Origin of the sequence: Actinomyces massiliensis 4401292, assembly GCF_000269805.1 — a bacterium.
In the GTDB taxonomy this organism is placed as follows: Bacteria; Actinomycetota; Actinomycetes; order Actinomycetales; family Actinomycetaceae; genus Actinomyces; species Actinomyces massiliensis.
Genome location: NZ_JH711481.1, coordinates 161,196 through 176,829, shown reverse-complemented (window position 1 = coordinate 176,829; position 15,634 = coordinate 161,196). Strand labels below are relative to the sequence as shown.

The 15,634-nt window shown below is 68.0% G+C and carries 12 protein-coding genes; 9 read left to right on the top strand and 3 right to left on the bottom strand.

What is annotated here, in order from left to right:
- Nucleotides 1–185: 185 nt before the first annotated feature.
- The 6 genes from topA (at nt 186) to W5W_RS0100720 (ending at nt 8,289) form a co-directional block, all read left to right on the top strand.
- Entirely contained in the window at nt 186–3,188 is a 3,003-nt protein-coding gene (gene topA, locus W5W_RS0100755; protein WP_017193942.1) for a type I DNA topoisomerase, read from the top strand.
- A 337-nt stretch (nt 3,189–3,525) separates the two neighbouring features.
- Nucleotides 3,526–3,714, top strand: a complete 189-nt coding sequence (locus tag W5W_RS15410; RefSeq protein WP_238533206.1) for a helix-turn-helix domain-containing protein — start codon at nt 3,526–3,528, stop codon at nt 3,712–3,714.
- A gap of 713 nt (nt 3,715–4,427) precedes the next feature.
- Nucleotides 4,428–5,036: a DUF3060 domain-containing protein gene (locus W5W_RS0100740; RefSeq protein WP_008731098.1), complete on the top strand. Its 609-nt coding sequence runs from the start codon at nt 4,428–4,430 to the stop codon at nt 5,034–5,036.
- 7 nt (nt 5,037–5,043) lie between these two features.
- Nucleotides 5,044–5,775: a response regulator transcription factor gene (locus W5W_RS0100735; RefSeq protein WP_008731080.1), complete on the top strand. Its 732-nt coding sequence runs from the start codon at nt 5,044–5,046 to the stop codon at nt 5,773–5,775.
- Nucleotides 5,776–5,992: 217 nt separating this feature from the next.
- Nucleotides 5,993–6,910, top strand: a complete 918-nt coding sequence (locus tag W5W_RS0100725) for a sensor histidine kinase (protein WP_017193939.1) — start codon at nt 5,993–5,995, stop codon at nt 6,908–6,910.
- A gap of 104 nt (nt 6,911–7,014) precedes the next feature.
- Nucleotides 7,015–8,289, top strand: a complete 1,275-nt coding sequence (locus tag W5W_RS0100720; protein WP_017193938.1) for an OmpA family protein — start codon at nt 7,015–7,017, stop codon at nt 8,287–8,289.
- Between the two features lie 316 nt (nt 8,290–8,605).
- Here W5W_RS0100720 and W5W_RS0100715 read toward each other — a convergent pair whose 3' ends face one another.
- Entirely contained in the window at nt 8,606–10,498 is a 1,893-nt protein-coding gene (locus tag W5W_RS0100715; RefSeq protein ID WP_029573978.1) for an alpha/beta hydrolase, read from the bottom strand.
- Between the two features lie 224 nt (nt 10,499–10,722).
- Between W5W_RS0100715 and W5W_RS0100710 the strand changes: the two genes are divergently transcribed.
- Both W5W_RS0100710 and W5W_RS0100705 read left to right on the top strand, forming a co-directional pair.
- Complete coding sequence (locus tag W5W_RS0100710; protein WP_017193936.1) at nt 10,723–12,072, top strand: OmpA family protein; 1,350 nt, start codon at nt 10,723–10,725, stop codon at nt 12,070–12,072.
- A gap of 27 nt (nt 12,073–12,099) precedes the next feature.
- On the top strand, nt 12,100–12,894 hold the full coding sequence (locus W5W_RS0100705) for a DUF3060 domain-containing protein (protein ID WP_017193935.1): 795 nt from the start codon (nt 12,100–12,102) through the stop codon (nt 12,892–12,894).
- Between the two features lie 85 nt (nt 12,895–12,979).
- On the opposite strand, the gene W5W_RS0100700 is transcribed toward W5W_RS0100705, so the two are convergent.
- Together W5W_RS0100700 and W5W_RS0100695 are read right to left on the bottom strand one after the other, a co-directional pair.
- Entirely contained in the window at nt 12,980–13,654 is a 675-nt protein-coding gene (locus W5W_RS0100700; RefSeq protein ID WP_008731106.1) for an NAD(P)-dependent oxidoreductase, read from the bottom strand.
- Nucleotides 13,647–14,879 (bottom strand): MFS transporter, encoded by a 1,233-nt coding sequence (locus W5W_RS0100695; protein ID WP_017193934.1) that lies wholly within the window; start codon nt 14,877–14,879, stop codon nt 13,647–13,649. Before W5W_RS0100695 ends, W5W_RS0100700 begins: the two co-directional genes overlap by 8 nt.
- Nucleotides 14,880–14,979: 100 nt before the next feature.
- Between W5W_RS0100695 and W5W_RS0100690 the strand changes: the two genes are divergently transcribed.
- Nucleotides 14,980–15,591: a TetR/AcrR family transcriptional regulator gene (locus W5W_RS0100690; RefSeq protein WP_017193933.1), complete on the top strand. Its 612-nt coding sequence runs from the start codon at nt 14,980–14,982 to the stop codon at nt 15,589–15,591.
- Nucleotides 15,592–15,634: the final 43 nt, after the last annotated feature.

Here is a 15,634-nt window from a genome sequence, read left to right as displayed (position 1 = left end):
GAACGCCGTCGCGGGTGGGCTCGAGCCCACCCGCGACGGCGGCTCAGCCGTCAGAAGACGAACCCGGGTGATGTCCCCGACGATGCGTTACAGTCGCCCGCAGGAGGCCTCCCGGCGGCCTCCGGCATCTCCGAGCGGCCCCCGTGTGGTGCGGTGTCGTCGGAAGAAACGCGAGGAAGGCAGCCGTGTCCACCAAGCTTGTCATCGTCGAGTCCCCCAACAAGGTCCGCTCTATTGCCGCGTACCTTGGCGCGGAGTTCGACGTCGAGGCCTCCGTCGGCCATATCCGTGATCTGGCTCAGCCCTCCGAGCTGCCGCCCGCGGAGAAGAAGGGCCCCTACGGGAAGTTCGCGGTCGACGTCGAAGACGGCTTCAAGCCCTATTACGTCGTCAATCCCGATAAGAAGAAGACGGTCACCCAACTCCGCAAGGCCCTCAAGGGCGCTGAAGAGCTCTACCTGGCAACAGATGACGACCGCGAGGGCGAGGCCATCGCCTGGCACCTCCTCCAGGTTCTCAAGCCCAAAGTGCCCGTGCGGCGGATGACGTTCACGGAGATCACGAAGGAGGCCGTCACCCGGGCGCTGGCCAGCACCCGGGATCTGGACATTCATCTGGTGGACGCTCAGGAGACCCGCCGCATCCTGGACCGCCTGGTCGGCTATGAGGTCAGCCCCGTGCTGTGGCGCAAGGTCCGCGCGGGTCTGTCCGCCGGCCGGGTGCAGTCGGTGGCCACGCGGCTGGTCGTCGAGCGCGAGCGCGAGCGCATGGCCTTCGTCTCGGCAGGATACTGGGGCGTCGAGGCTGAGTTCGCCGCCTTGCCGGGGGCAGGTGCGTCGTCGATCTCCGAGGATGCGGATGCCCGCCGCGCGAACGCCTTCACCGCCCGCCTGGCGACCCTGGACGGGCGCCGCGTGGCCACGGGGCGCGACTTCACCGATGCCGGCGGGCTCCGCCCGGCCGCGGTCAAGGCCGGCACCGTTCATCTGCACGAGGGCGGGGCCAAGGCGGTGGCCGACGCCGTCGGCCGTGGCCGTCCGCGCGTGGCGGAGGTCGAGGAGAAGCCCTACAAGCGCCGTCCGGCCGCCCCCTTCACCACCTCCACCCTCCAGCAGGAGGCGTCGCGCAAGCTGCGCATGAATCCGCGCGAAACCATGCGGGTGGCGCAGGGGCTGTACGAGAACGGTTTCATCACCTATATGCGAACCGACTCCACCGTGCTGTCCGGCCAGGCGGTGGCAGCGGCGCGCGCGCAGGTCGCCGAGCTGTACGGGGCCGAGTACGTGCCCGCCAAGCCGCGCATCTACGCCGCGAAGTCCAAGGGCGCGCAGGAGGCCCACGAGGCCATTCGCCCCGCCGGGGACCACTTCCGCACTCCGGCTCAGGTCTCGGATCAGCTCGCCGGCGCTCAGTTCCGCCTCTATGAGCTCATCTGGAAGCGCACCGTCGCCTCGCAGATGGCCGACGCCGTCGGCTCGACCGCCACCGTGAGAGTCGAGGTCCCCCTGAAGCCCGCCGGCGGGGTCTCGCGGGATGCGGGCCTGACCTTCTCGACGGCCGGCTTCACCGCCTCCGGCACCGTCATCACGTTCCGCGGATTCCTCGCCGCCTACGAGGAGGGGCGCGACGCCGAGCGCTACGAGTCCGAGTCCGCCGGGTCCACTGGGTCCACCGGGTCTACCGGGGCCGGCGGCAAGGCCGGCGCCAAGAGCGACAAGGACGTGCGCCTGCCGGCGATGAGCGCCGGCGATGATCTTTCCGCCCTGTCCGCCGAGGCCTCCGGCCACGAGACCACCCCGCCGCCGCGCTACACCGAGGCCTCCCTGGTCAAGGCCCTGGAGGAGCGCGAGATCGGCCGTCCCTCGACCTATGCGGCCACCATGTCCACGATCTCGGACCGCGGATATGTGGAGCACCGCGGCCAGGCCCTCGTGCCCACCTGGCTCGCCTTCGCGGTCACCCGCCTGCTGGAGGAGAACTTCACCGAGCTGGTCGACTACGACTTCACCGCTTCCATGGAGGCCGACCTCGACCGCATCGCCGCCGGACAGGAGGATCGGATCGACTGGCTCACCCGCTTCTACTTCGGGCAGGGCTCGCAGGCGCTCGCGGTCGGGGGCGCCGACGTCGGGCCCGCCGATGCCGTACAGGCGGACGTCGAGCAGGGTCTCAAGGCCCTGGTGGAGAACCTGGGCGAGATCGACGCCCGGGCCGTCAACTCCATCGAGATCGGCGAGGGCATCACTCTGAGGGTGGGGCGTTACGGGCCCTACCTGGAGGATGACGAGGGCAAGCGGGCCAACGTGCCCGCCGACGTCGCCCCCGATGAGCTCACCGTGGCCAAGGCCCGTGAGCTGTTCGAGCGCGCCGCCGACGACGGCCGCGAGCTCGGCGTCGATCCGGCCACCGGGCACACGATCATCGCCAAGGACGGCCGCTATGGGCCCTACGTCACCGAAGTGCTTCCCGAGCCGTCCGAGGAGGCCGCCTCCACGGAGAGTGCCGCGTCGGGGGAGAAGGCCGGGAAGACCGGCAAGACCACGAGGACGACCCGGGCCAAGAAGGCCGCCAAGCCCAAACCCCGTACGGCAAGCCTGCTGAAGACGATGACTCTGGCCACGGTCACCCTTGAGCAGGCCCTCGATCTGCTGAGTCTGCCGCGCATCGTCGGCCAGGACGCCGAGGGCGTCGACATCACCGCTCAGAACGGCCGTTATGGCCCGTATCTGAAGAAGGGGACGGATTCGCGGTCTCTGGAGACCGAGGAGCAGATCTTCACGGTGACCCTCGAGCAGGCCCTGGAGCTCTTCGCGCAGCCCAAGCGGCGTCGCGGTCAGGCGGCCGCGCGCGGTCCGCTGCGCGAGCTCGGGGAGGATCCGGAGTCCGGGCGGCCCGTCGTCATCAAGGACGGCCGCTTCGGGCCGTACTTCACCGACGGCCAGACCAACGTGACCCTGCGGCGCGGGGACGACCCGGCCACCGTCACCCCCGAGCGCGCTTATGAGCTGCTCGCCGAGAAGCGCGCCAAGGGGCCCGCCAAGAAGCGCACCACCCGCAAGACCGCGGCGAAGAAGACGACGACCAAGAAGGCGGCCAAGAAGACAACGACCGCCCGGAAGACGTCGACCAAGACCGCCCAGAAGACGGCCACTCGCAAGAAGACGACGCCCCCGGCCGAGGAGTCCTGAACGGGCACGTGCCCACCTGACCCGAGGTGCTTTCCCCTCCCTCCCTCGCCGAGATCGGTCGCAACCCGCGTCGAGATCGGTCGCAACCCGCGTCGAGATCGGTTCAGTTCCGCGTCGAGATCGGTTCGGCCCTTGCGCGCTCATTCACATTGCCGCAATTGCTTGGAGTACTCGGGTGCTCGCCTTGATGAGGGCGGTTGATGAGATGGCGGAGATGGCGAGGCTGCGCATTCTGCCGCCTGCGTCTGCCCGGGCTACGAGTGAGGACGCTCGCGGGTAGCAGGACTCGTACTGGTTGTTGAGTCAGGGGCGGATCAGCATCGTCAGCCTTGGCTACATGTCGGATATATCGATCAGTCGACGTGCTTTTTCGGATGAGGTTGGAATATGGGTCAGTCAGATCACTGAAAAGGCGCAGCTTGCGCAATCGACGATCTCTTCCTTCGTGCGTTCCCTCGAGCGTGAGCATCTGGTGATTTCCACGCGTGTCGGTAAACGGGTGCATGATAAACGCAACGAAGAATGAATCGCTGAAATCCGCAGCGCTCTATCTCTCGCCTTGTGAGGCTGATTGAATCGGGTGCTTCTTTCTGCCATCCTTCTGGGATTGCTGCCAGAAGAATGGCAGAAATGTACGTGCGTGCAAGGAATTATCGTTGACGCCGAGATCTACTGGGCCTGCTAGTTCATCCACGGCCTCGACATCAAGCATCTCATCAATGAGGGGACGACCGGCTTCGGTTTTGGAGGAAGGCATCCATGCGAATCGCGGCGTCGATGATGAGGGTGCTGGGCTCGACGGGGCCGATCCTCGGCGGGGAGGTGAGTCGTCGTCGGAACCGGGTCTGAACGGCTTCGGGCGGGCCGCCGCCATGACTGAGCGGAATAGTTGAGCTGTTGTTAGGGCTGCTATTTCCGATGTGCGTCTCTATTGCTTGGGTACCGTTCAAAGTTTTTGCAGCTGGTGTTAGTGACCGAACTCGATGCGGAAGTGGACCGATCTCGATGCGGAAGTGGACCGATCTCGGCACGGGTTGCGACCGATTTCGATGCGGAGTACGACCGATCTCGGCGCGGAGTACGACCGATCTCGGCGGAGGGGTGGCGGATTAGTGATTCCGTGAGATTAATCGCGTCCGGGGTCGCAGTCCTGCGACAGCCCGGCGACAACCCCAAGACAGCGGGCGGGTAGTGTGATCTCCGTACAAACTCCCCAACCGATTCCCGAGAGGAACCGCCATGCACCTCCCCAAGACCGCTCTCGCCGGTACCGCTGCTCTGGCCCTGGCTCTGTCGCTGGGCGCCTGCTCGATGTCCGTCAACGGCTCCGGCTCCGGCGATTCCGCCTCATCCTCGGCCTCCCAGACCGAGAAGGCGGACGCGGGCTCCACCGCCTCGGCCAGTGCCGGCGGCGCCGCGTCTCCCGACAGCTCCGCCGGCCACGATGGCGACGGCACTGACAAGACCGACAAGGGTGACGACAAGGATGACAGCACCGATGCGGGCGACGATGCGGAGGACGCCGCGATCACCGATTCGGCGTGGAAGAACATCCTCGACAAGGGCGAGCGCAGGGAGGTCGCCGGCAGCTACGCGGTCCAGGATGAGGGTGCGACTCTCAACCTGGTGGGCGACCTCGACACCCTGACGGTCCAGGGAGCCAACGCCATCGTTGCCGCCGATGACGTCGACACCCTCATCGTTCAGGGCGCCAATGTCACCGTTTACGCTCGAGACATCAACCACCTCCAGATCCAGGGCGCCGGCGTTACCGTCCACTGGCTCGGGGACGACCCCGACATCCAGGACCAGGGCGCCGGCAGCACGACCGGAAAGATCTCTCAGTGAGGCGTTCGTGACTCAGTCCGCCGCATCGGCTCCCCCGCCCGCCACGGTCCTGCTCGTCGACGACGAGGCTCCGATCCGCCGCTCTCTCGGTCCCTACCTTGAGCGCGGCGGGTACCAGGTCATGCTGGCCTCGGACGGTGTGGAGGCACTGGATCTTCTGGCCGCCTACGAGGTCGATATCGTGGTATCCGATGTCCTCATGCCGCGTATGGACGGGCGGGAGCTAGTGCGGCGGGTGCGAGCGGGCGGGGCTTGGACGCCCATCATTCTGCTCACTCAGGTCGATGCCTCCTACGAGCGGGTCTCCGCTCTCGATGACGGCGCCGACGACTATCTGTCCAAGCCCTTTGACCCCGCCGAGCTCGCCTCCCGCATCCGCGCGGTCCTGCGTCGCAGTCGGGGAACCAGGCAGCCGCTGACCGCCGCGACCCGCCTCGTGTCCGGCGACCTCGTCCTGTATCGACCCGCGCGCCGTGTCGAGCTCCGCGGCCGCGAGCTCTCCCTGACTCCGAAGGCGGTCACACTCCTGGACTACCTCATGAGCCATCCGGGTGAACTCCACACCCGGGATGCCCTCCTCTCGGCCTTGTGGGGCATCGACTTCGCCTCCTCGACGCGAGCCGTCGATCACCGCGTGCGGGAGATCCGTCAGGTCCTGGGCGACGACGCCTCCGCCCCCTTCTACATCGAAACCGTCCCCTCGGTGGGCTACCGTTTCCGCGCCGAGGTCCATACGTGATCCGGTCTTACGATGTGGCCGTGGCCGCCATGGCCACCGTGGCGAGGATGACGAGGATGACGAGGTTTGTATCGGCATCGATCGGGGCCCGCACGTGACCCGGTCCTACGGACGATGGCCGACGCCGGACGGGCCCCGGCCGGACCGTCGCGGCTCGTCCGGCCCGTCTGGCTCGTCTGGCTCGTCCGGCCCGTCTGGCTCGTCCGGACTGGCCGGCATGGTCGCGGGATGGGGCGTCGCTGTCGTCATCGCGGCGGTGCTCACCGTTGCGGCCTACCTGCTGATGGGCGAGTTGCGTCTGAACATCATGGTCTCGCCCGCCCTGCTCATCGGCGAGACCTTGGCCGCCGTACTCCTGATGGGCCTGGTGGTCAGCATCAGTCGACGCCGTCAGGATGCCGCGCTCCGGCAGCTGCGCCTTCAGGTTCAGGAGGAGGCGCGCATGCAGCACCGCCAATTCCTGCGGCGCCTCGACCATGAGCTCAAGAATCCCTTGACGGCTGTGCGCGCTGCAGTCGCCGATGCCTCCCAGGGTGCGTCCCCCGCCATTGCGGTCAACCTCGAGGTCGTCGATGCGCAGTCCCGGCGGATGGGCCGTTTGCTGACCGACTTGCGCAAGCTCGCGGAGCTCGAGGCGGCGCCTCTGGCTCTGGAGGACGTCGATCTGGCGGAGACGGTGCAGGACGCCGTCAACGCCGTCGTCGAGGAGGCCGCCGGGCGCGGGACCGCGGTGCGCATCCGCCTCGATCTGCCGTCGGTCCCCTGGCCCCTGCCCCATGTGCGCGGCGACGGCGACCTCCTCTACTCGGCCGTCTACAACGTCGTGTCCAACGCCGCCAAGTACACCCCGGCCGGCGGGGCGGTCGAAGTGCGCGGCCGGGAAGAGGGCGGCACCGTGACGATCGAGGTCGCCGATACGGGCATAGGGGTGCCCGGTCAGGAGATGGGACTCGTCTTCCGTGAACTGGGGCGTGCGGGCAACGCCCGCGCTCTGCCCGGCTCAGGGCTGGGGCTTCCCCTGGTGCGCACGATCGCTGAGCGTCACGGCGGGAGCGTGGGCATGACCTCGCGCGAGGGCGTGGGCACGCGCGTGTGGGTCGTGCTGCCGGTGGCGGGCCCGGCAAGAACGCCCTGAGCTGACGACCGCGCTCCGCGCTTCATCGTCGTGTCGCATGATTGCGACAGGCTAGGGCAATTCTAGAGTCATGTTAAAAAGCGGATGTTTAGTAGGTTACGAGTATGCAACGAACCCGATTCCCCCGAACCTCATCCCTTCTTCTGGCAACCGCGGTCGCTCTGCCCCTGGCGACGAGCGGGTGCGCGATCAACTCCGGTGGCTCCAGCGGCGCCTCCCAGGATGGCGCTGCGCCTACTCCCGCCGCGGCCGCGCCGTCGTCGGGCTCCACTCCTTCGGCGAGCGCCTCCGCCACCGCCGACAGCACGTTCGCCGTCCCCGGCTATGCAGTGGGCGAGATCCCGCCCGTACCGCTGTTCGCCCTGCCGAACCTGTCGCTGCTGAGTGCCTCGACCGGTGCCTTCACCCCGGATGTGACGAGCTCGCTCACCTCGGTCCCCGGTATCACCGTCTCTCCCGCCCGCTGTGATGAGCCGGGTGTACTCGCTTCCGGGTCCACGTCCACGGTCGTCACCGGCGATGGTGGAGTCGTGACGAGCGACGGGGACTCCTCGGTGGTCAATGACGGCAACGGGGCTGGGATGGTCACCCAGGGCAGTGTGTCCATCGTTAATGATGGCAATGGTGCGGGCACCTACACCGACACCGCCACCGGAGTGAGCATTATCAATAGCGGCAACGGTGCGGGCAGCTATACCGATGCGCACCTGAGCGTCACGGTCGACGGCACCGGCGGTGGCTCCTACACCAATTCCCAGACCGGTGAGTCGATCACCATCACCGGGGACGGCTCGGGCACCTACACCGCGGGCACTGTCTCCATCGTTAATGACGGCAATGGTGCGGGCACCTACACCGACACCGCCACCGGACTGAACATCATCAACGACGGCACCGGATCGGCCCTGATCACCTCGGCGAGCGGGAGCAGGACCGTCAATGCCGAGAAGCTGCCCGCGGTCGAGAATGTCGGCTCCTTCCCACCGATCGATGCCGCCAAGCCCGTGGAGTCCTGCGGGACGGTTATGACTCTTCAGGACGGGGTGCTGTTCGACTTCGGGTCCTCGCAGGTGCGCTCCGACGCCGCCCAGACGCTGAAGAATCTGGCGGACGTGATGAACCGGGCGGGCGCCTCGAGTGGGCACGTGTACGGGCACACCGATTCGGTCTCGGATGACTCCTTCAACCAGACGCTGTCCGAGCAGCGGGCCCAGGCGGTGGTGGACGCCCTGGTGGCCGATGGTGCGACGGCCTCCCTCGACGCCACCGGATACGGGGAGTCGCAGCCGGTCGCCCCCAACGAGAACTCGGACGGCTCGGACAACCCGGCGGGGCGTCAGCTCAACCGGCGCGTGGAGGTCTTCATCCCCGCCTCCTGATGAGTCCGTGCGGTCTGTGCCCTCCGGCCCGCCGGCATCCGCCCTGATGCATCCTGCGCTGTAACGGACCTTCGTCGCGTGAACGTACTTTTCTCCCGCCTTTCTGGGGGTAGAGCTCAGAAAGGCGGGAGAAAAGTACGTTCATGGTGGAAAGGTGCGTTCACGTCCCGCTTCGCCCGGGTGCCGCATGTCCGAGCGGCCGGCCCGGGCCCCGGGGCCCGCTGGTGCCGGCGGACCCCGGCGGGTGAGAGGGCGCTAGCCGGCGTCGGCTTCGAGAAGGCGGACGTGGCCGGCGGACCCCGGCGGGTGAGGGGTGCTACTGCGAGAGCGCCTCGGCGGCGTCGGCGGGCAGCGGATCGATGGGGCACGTGACGTTCCCCGCATCGCCCTCGTCGGGCAGGGCGCCGTTGACCAGGTAGTCGCTGACGCGCGAAATGGCGCACGTGTTGGACATGGAGGCTCCGTGCCGGTAGCCCTCGACCGTGAGCAGGTGCCCGGCGTCGAGCTGTGTGGCCAATGACTGGGACCATGCGTAGGGCGTCTGGGAGTCCTCGGTGACGCCGACGACGAGGATGGGCGCCGAGCCGGAGGCGTGGACCTCGGCCGGCGCGGAGCTCGAGGTGACGCCCCAGCCGTGGCAGTAGGCATCGGTCCCGGCGGGCAGGGAGCCCATGGCGCTCATGAGCGGGTAGTCCGTGTACGCCTTCGACGCCTCCGCGTTCCAGGCGTCCTGGTTGTCGACATCGGGCGAGTCCGCGCAGATCGCCGCGGTGTAGACCATGGTGAACAGCGCCTGCTCCTGCGTCGTCGGCTTCGTGATCTGGCCCGTTCCTGGGACGAGGGCGCCCACGCGCGCGAGTTCGGTGCCGTCGTGCCGGGTCATCGCCGCGGACAGCGCCCTGGTCAGCGCGGGCCAGTACTCCGGCCGGGTCAACCACAGGTTCTGCGCATGGGTGAAGGCGGTCGAGGAGTCCATCTGACTGGTCCGGCCGTCCTGGGTGACGGTGAGCGGTTTGCCGTCCAGGCTCTTGAAGAAGGCGGTGAGTTGGGAGACGGCCTCATCCACAGTGCCGGTGACCGGGCAGTCGCCCTGATCCAGGCAGCTGCCGAGATACGCGCGCAACCGGCTCTCCCGGTAGGCGAACTGGGCGTCGGCGGTCTCCGAGCGGGTCAGCGTCGGGTCCTGCGCGCTGTCCAGGGCCACGCGCCCGACGCTGCTCGGGAAGAGCTCGGCATAGGCGGCGCCGATCGCGGTGCCGTAGGAGTAGCCGAGGTAGTTGAGCTGCTTGTCGCCGACCGCGGAGCGCAGGACATCGAGGTCGCGCGCCGTATCGGACTTGCCCATGTGATCGATGAGACCGGGGACCTCGGAGTGCGTCCGGCACGCGGTGGCATCGGCGGAGCCCCTGGAGACCGTCGACGTCCAGAAGATGTCGTCGATCTTCGGGGGCGCGGCGGCCTCGCCCGTCGGGGAGGGCGAGGCCGCCTCTTCAGGCTCCTCAGTCTCCTCGGGGTCATCCGAGGCCGCGCCGTCGGCCCCCTGCTCCTGATCGTCCTCCTCGCCGGTCTTCTCACCAGGGGTCGTCGCATTATTCGCGTCGATCATCTGCTCGAGGTCGTCGGGGGACCAGCAGGTCAGATGAGTCGAGCCGCCGACGCCGCGCGGATCGAAGCCGATGAGATCATAGGAGGCGAGCATCTCGGGGGTGTACAGGGGGGCGGCGGTCGTGATCATGCTGGTGCCGCTGGCGCCCGGGCCGCCGGGGTTGAGGAACAGGGAGCCGAGCTCGGCCGTGCCGTCGGAGGCCGGCAGACGCTTGAGAGCGATGGAGAGGGTGTCGCCCGAGGGGTCGTCGTAGTTGAGCGGGACGGTCGCGCTGGCGCACTGGTAGCCAGCCCCGCCGTCCGCGCAGTCGCTCCAGGTGAGGTCCTGGTCGTAGAAGGAGGTCAGCCCCTCGGGGACGCCGTCCGACGAGGCCGCGCCCTGGGCCGTTCCGGAAGATCCGTCGGCCGACGTCTGCGTATCCGCGCCGGCCGCACCCGACGCGTTCCCAGAGTTCGCTGCGTTCTCAGAATTCTCTGCGTTCCTCGCGTTCGTCGTGCCCGTTGCGCTCACGGGGCTCTGGCAGGCCGCCAGAGCCACGGGCAGGCTGAGAACCGTCAGAACGGCGATGAAACGCCCGAGACGAACTCTCAAGAATAACGTCATGCGGAGAAAATATCACGGGCGAATGCTCTGTCCGTGGACGGTCCGCGGACTGTCTGCGCACGGTCTGCGTACGGCCGGCCATCTGCCCGGTCGCGGACGGCCCGGACGGTCTCCGTGCGACCCACGCATGCCTCGCGCACGGCCTGCGCACGGCCCGCCGCCTGTCGCAGGACCGCGACAGCGCAATGACCCCACTGCGACATCCTGTTCGTAAGGTCATATGCATGAACCACTTCACCCGCTCACTCGTCACCGTCTCCGGCGCGCGTCGCCCACGCGGCCCCGTGGTTTGCGCAGCCATGCTCAGAACCGTCAGTGCCGTCAGTGCTGTCAGCGCTATCAGTGCCGCCTGCCTCGCCTTGAGCGCCTGCAACCCCTCGACTCCGGATGCGGCGCCCTCCTCGACCGACACCGCTCCCGCCGCCGACGCCCGGCCCTCCCAGACGGCGAGCACCGCTCCTGCGAGTTCAGCGAGTTCGCCGACGTCAACGGCTTCGACGAATCCGAGCGCCTCCGCCTCGGCGGGGCCGACGGCGCCCGGATACGCCATGGGGCAGGCGCCGCCCGTCCCCCTGTTCACCCTGCCCGACCTGGGCCTGCTCACCGCCGATCACAACGCCTTGACCCCCGACCAGACCGCCCACGTCGATTCCGTTCCCGGCGTCACCGTCTCCCCGGCCCGCTGCGATCAGAGCGGGAGCATCTACCTGGGGTCCACCAGCACCGTTCTGACCGGCGACGGCGGCGTCGCCTCCTCCGATGGCGACAGCTCCGTCGTCAACAACGGCGATGGCTCCGGCTCCTCCTCGAACGGCAAGGCCACCGTCGTCAACAACGGCAACGGCTCCGGCTCGTACACGGACGGGACCACGAAGATCGTGGCCAATGGCGACGGCACGGGCACCTATGTGGATTCGACCCTGTCCGTCAGCGTCCAGAAGGACGGCTCGGGCACATCCACGAACTCCGCCACGGGGGAGAACATCGTGGTCAACGGCAACGGGGCGGGTTCCTATAAGCACGACTCCGTGAGCATTATCAACAACGGCGACGGCACGGGCAGTTACACCGACGGGTCGCTGTCCATCATCAATCACGGCGACGGCACGGCGCTGGTCAACGGCCAGAGCACCGCCGCCGACCCCCTGCCCCCGGTCGGCAAGGTCGGGGCCTTCCCCTCGATCGACGCCGTCCAGCCGGTGCAGTCCTGCGGCACCGCCATCTCCCTGGACTCCGGAATCCTGTTCGACGTCGACTCCTATGCGATCCGCCCCGAGTCGAGCGAGGTGCTCAACTCCCTGGCCCAGGTGCTCACCCAGGCCGGAGCCCCGAAGGCGACTGTCGCCGGCCATACCGACTCCGTGGCGGACGACGCCTACAACCAGACCCTCTCCGAGCAGCGGGCCCAGGCCGTCGTCGATGCCCTGCACACGGCCGGCGCCACGACCCAGCTCACCCCCGTCGGCTACGGGGAGACCCAGCCGGCTGCCCCCAACACCAACCCCGATGGGTCCGATAATCCCGGCGGGCGCCAGCTCAACCGCCGCGTCGAGATCATGATCCCCGTCTTCTGACCCGCCCTCACCTTCAAGGAGAGTCCCATGACACCCGCCTCCGAGATCCCATCTGAGTTCCCGATTGAGTTTCCGACTGCATTCCCGACAGATTCCGCCGCCGGTGCGTCATCTGCGTCATCGACCTCCGCAGACGGCGCCGTGCGGACTCGCTCCTCCCGTCGTCTGGTGGCCGCCCTGGCGTGCGCGCTGGCCCTGAGCACCGGACTGGGGGCCTGCTCGATCACCCTGGACCGTGCGGGCGGCGGCTCGACGGACTCCACCGACTCCCCGAGCGCATCCTCCGAGTCGGCCGGCAGCTCCTCCTCCGCCACTCCCACCAATGGCAGTGCGTCGCAGGATCCGGCCACGTTCTCGCCCGCGCCGGCTCCGTCCGTGCCGTCGCCGAGCAGCAGTCCCACTGTGCTTCCCCCACTGGTGGGCGATGGCGCCACGGGGACCGCGTCCCCCGACCCCGAGCGCCCGGGCGCGGGAGCCACCATCACCAGTGACGACTGGTTCAGTGCGGACCAGCGCTCCACCAGGAAGACGATGACGCCTGTCAACGGGCAGGTCGTCGTCGACCGCTCGTACGACACCATTCACATCGAGGGCGACGTCACGAACCTGACGATCAACGGCAGTGGCGTCACCGTTCTTGTCGATTATGCCGAGAACGTCGTCATCAATGACGGTAGCAGCAACCACGTCTACGTGCGCGATACCAAGAATGTCACCGTCACCAGTAGCTACAACACCGTGCTGTGGGCCGGGAACACTCCGCAGATCCAGGACCTCGGCAACGGCAACACGATCAAGAACCAGACTGAGGACAAGAGGTAGGGGCGAGCCATCGTCGAGATCGGTCCACTTCCGCCCCGAGATCGGTCGCACTCCGCGTCGAGATCGGTCCAACTGCGACGCATCGTCAGGGCATGGACGTGCAGCCGGCTGAGATCAGATGAGTTCCGCTCCAGTGCTCGTGGATCGCGTCGGCAAGGGCGAGGGAGAAGTCCTCGTAGCTGATCGTGGATCGCAGGAGTGCTCGTTCGTCGTCGGACGGTGCAAGCCTGCGGTAGGCGCCTGTGAATCGGCCCTCGGGGACGTAGCCGGGCGGTGGAATGAGGTACGCCCAGTTGCTCGAAGTCGTTCCGGACTCCAGGTGGTCGCGAAGCGCGGCGTGGGCCACGCCGCGCGGCAGTGTCACGGCGGGGAAGGCCGGGTCCTGCCAGAAGCGCCGGCCGTCGCCCAGGTGGAGCGACCCGGCCCCGCCGACGTGGATGATCAGGGGGCCTTCGCGCTCCTCGCGCCGCTCATCGCGCGCGGTGGCGATCCGCTCGTGGAGGTCGATCAGCGCCGTCGCCGGGATCTCGCCGGGCAGACGGATCGCGTTGACGACGACGTCGATGCCCGAGAGCGCCGCTCGCATAAGAACGGGATCGGTCAGGTCGATGGCGCGCACGTCGTCGCCGTCGGGTACTGACGACGGCCGTGTGCCGCCGCGGATTCGCACTCCCAGGTGCAGGCGCGCGTTCCGAGGGCGATGGCGCAGCAGGGCGGTGCCGGTTCGTCCGGTCGCGCCCAGAAGCAGGACGTCAATCATGGGCGGCCCTCCGGGTGAGCGCCGAGACGGCTCCCACGGATGCGGCGGCGACGGCGAGAAGCGCGACCAGGACGATGGCGAGGGTGCTCAGGCTCGCGAACGTCGTGCCGACGACGGAACCGATGCCGGCCCCGATGAACAGGACGAAGCCGTTGATCGCCATTCCGCTTCCCCGGTTCGGCGCGGCCGCCTCGCCGTAGAGGTTGATCATGGACGGCACGGCCAGCGCCACCCCGGCGACGTAGACGATGCTCGCGGCGATGAGACCGGGGATGGTTCCGGACAGTGCGACCTCCCCGAGCATCCCGACGGCGGCCAGGGTGAAGCCGAGCTGGGCCACCCGGGCCATGGCCAGTCGCTGGGCCAGAGCGCCGACGCTCAGACTGATGAACATCGCGGGCAATGCCGCCAGTCGGATCAGGACGGTGGCGGAGGCGGGCATGTCGAGGCTCTGCAGGTGCTGTCCGATGCCGGTGTAGAGGGCGACGAAGGACAGTAGGAGCGAGATGTGGGCGATGCTGAGCAGCACGATCACCGGCATGGTCAGCAGGCGGGCGAGGTTGGCGAACTGCGCGAGGAGCGAGGGTGATGGTGCATGCCGGGGCGCCTCGGTCGCCGCCGCGAGGATCAATGCGAATGCGATCGCGAGGACAATGCCGCAGAGTACGAAGAACCACGGCCAGCCGGCGCGCAGCGCGATCGCGGAGGCGAGCACCTGGCCGAAGATGCCGGCGACCAGGAACGAGGTCGACATCGCTCCGATCGCCCCGGCTCGTCTGGCGGGTGCGACCGCTTCTGCGAGATAGGCCAGTGCCACGGGGGCGAATCCGGAGGCGGACAGGCCTTGCAGGGCGCGCAGCAGTGTCATGGCGGACGGGGAGGATGCCAGCGCGCACAGGAGGGTGGTGACGGCGAGCACGCCGACGGCGATCGCCATGACCCGCTTTCGGCCGTATCGGTCTGAGACCGGGCCCCAGATGAGAAAGCCTGCGGCATAGGTGAGGCTGAAACTCGTCGAGAGGGCGAACGTCGCATCGCCTCCCAGGGCGGAGGACACCGGAGTCGATAGCGGGATCGCGGCGTAGAGCTGCGTGAGAACGAACAGGGCCGTCACCACCAGGATGACGATGACGCTCCTGCCGGCGGGGAAGTTCGGTTCGGTTGAGGGGCGTGAGGGGTGCACCTCAGAGGTGGGTGTCTCTGGTTGGGGGAGGTTCTGGCCCATGCGCTCTTCCTTCCAACGCTTACGTTGGAAATTACCGTAGTACTGTTCTGCCTCGAGGGGCAACCTCAACGTTGGAGATGGAGGAGGTGCGGCTCAGGTCATGGCGTGGGACACGGAGGGGACCAGGCGCAGGATCAAGGAGGCCGCGACGGCGGAGTTCGCCGAGTGCGGTCCCGATGGCACGACGATCGAGCGGATCGCGAAGAAGGCCGGAGTCAACAAGGAGCGGGTGTACAACTACTTCGGCGGCAAGCAGAAGCTCTTCGCGGCAGTGCTGCGCGACGAGCTGGCGCAGGTCGCCCAGTCGGTGCCGGTGACCTCGTTCGCCACCGAGGACATCGGGGACTACGCCGGACGGATCTACGACTACCACCGCGAGCGGCCCGAGCTGATCCGCCTGTTGCGGTGGGAGGCGCTGGTATTCGATGGCGAGGTGCCCGATGAGGACCAGCGCCGCGAGTACTACGGCTACAAGTCCGCTGCCGTCGTCAAGGGGCAGGAGGCCGGCACCATCACGGACGATATTGATGCCGCGCACCTGATTCTGCTCGTGCTGTCGATTGCCGGATGGTGGTCGACGGTGCCTCAGGTGACCCGGATGCTGTGCGGGCCGCCCACTGAGGACGAGCATCGCAGGCGTCGCGCCGCTGTGGTCGCGGCTGCCCGCAGCCTGGCCGCAACGGGCGCTGCTCCGCGTCGAGATCGGTCGTAATCCGCATCGAGATCGGTTGAAGTCTGCGTCGAGATCGGTCCAC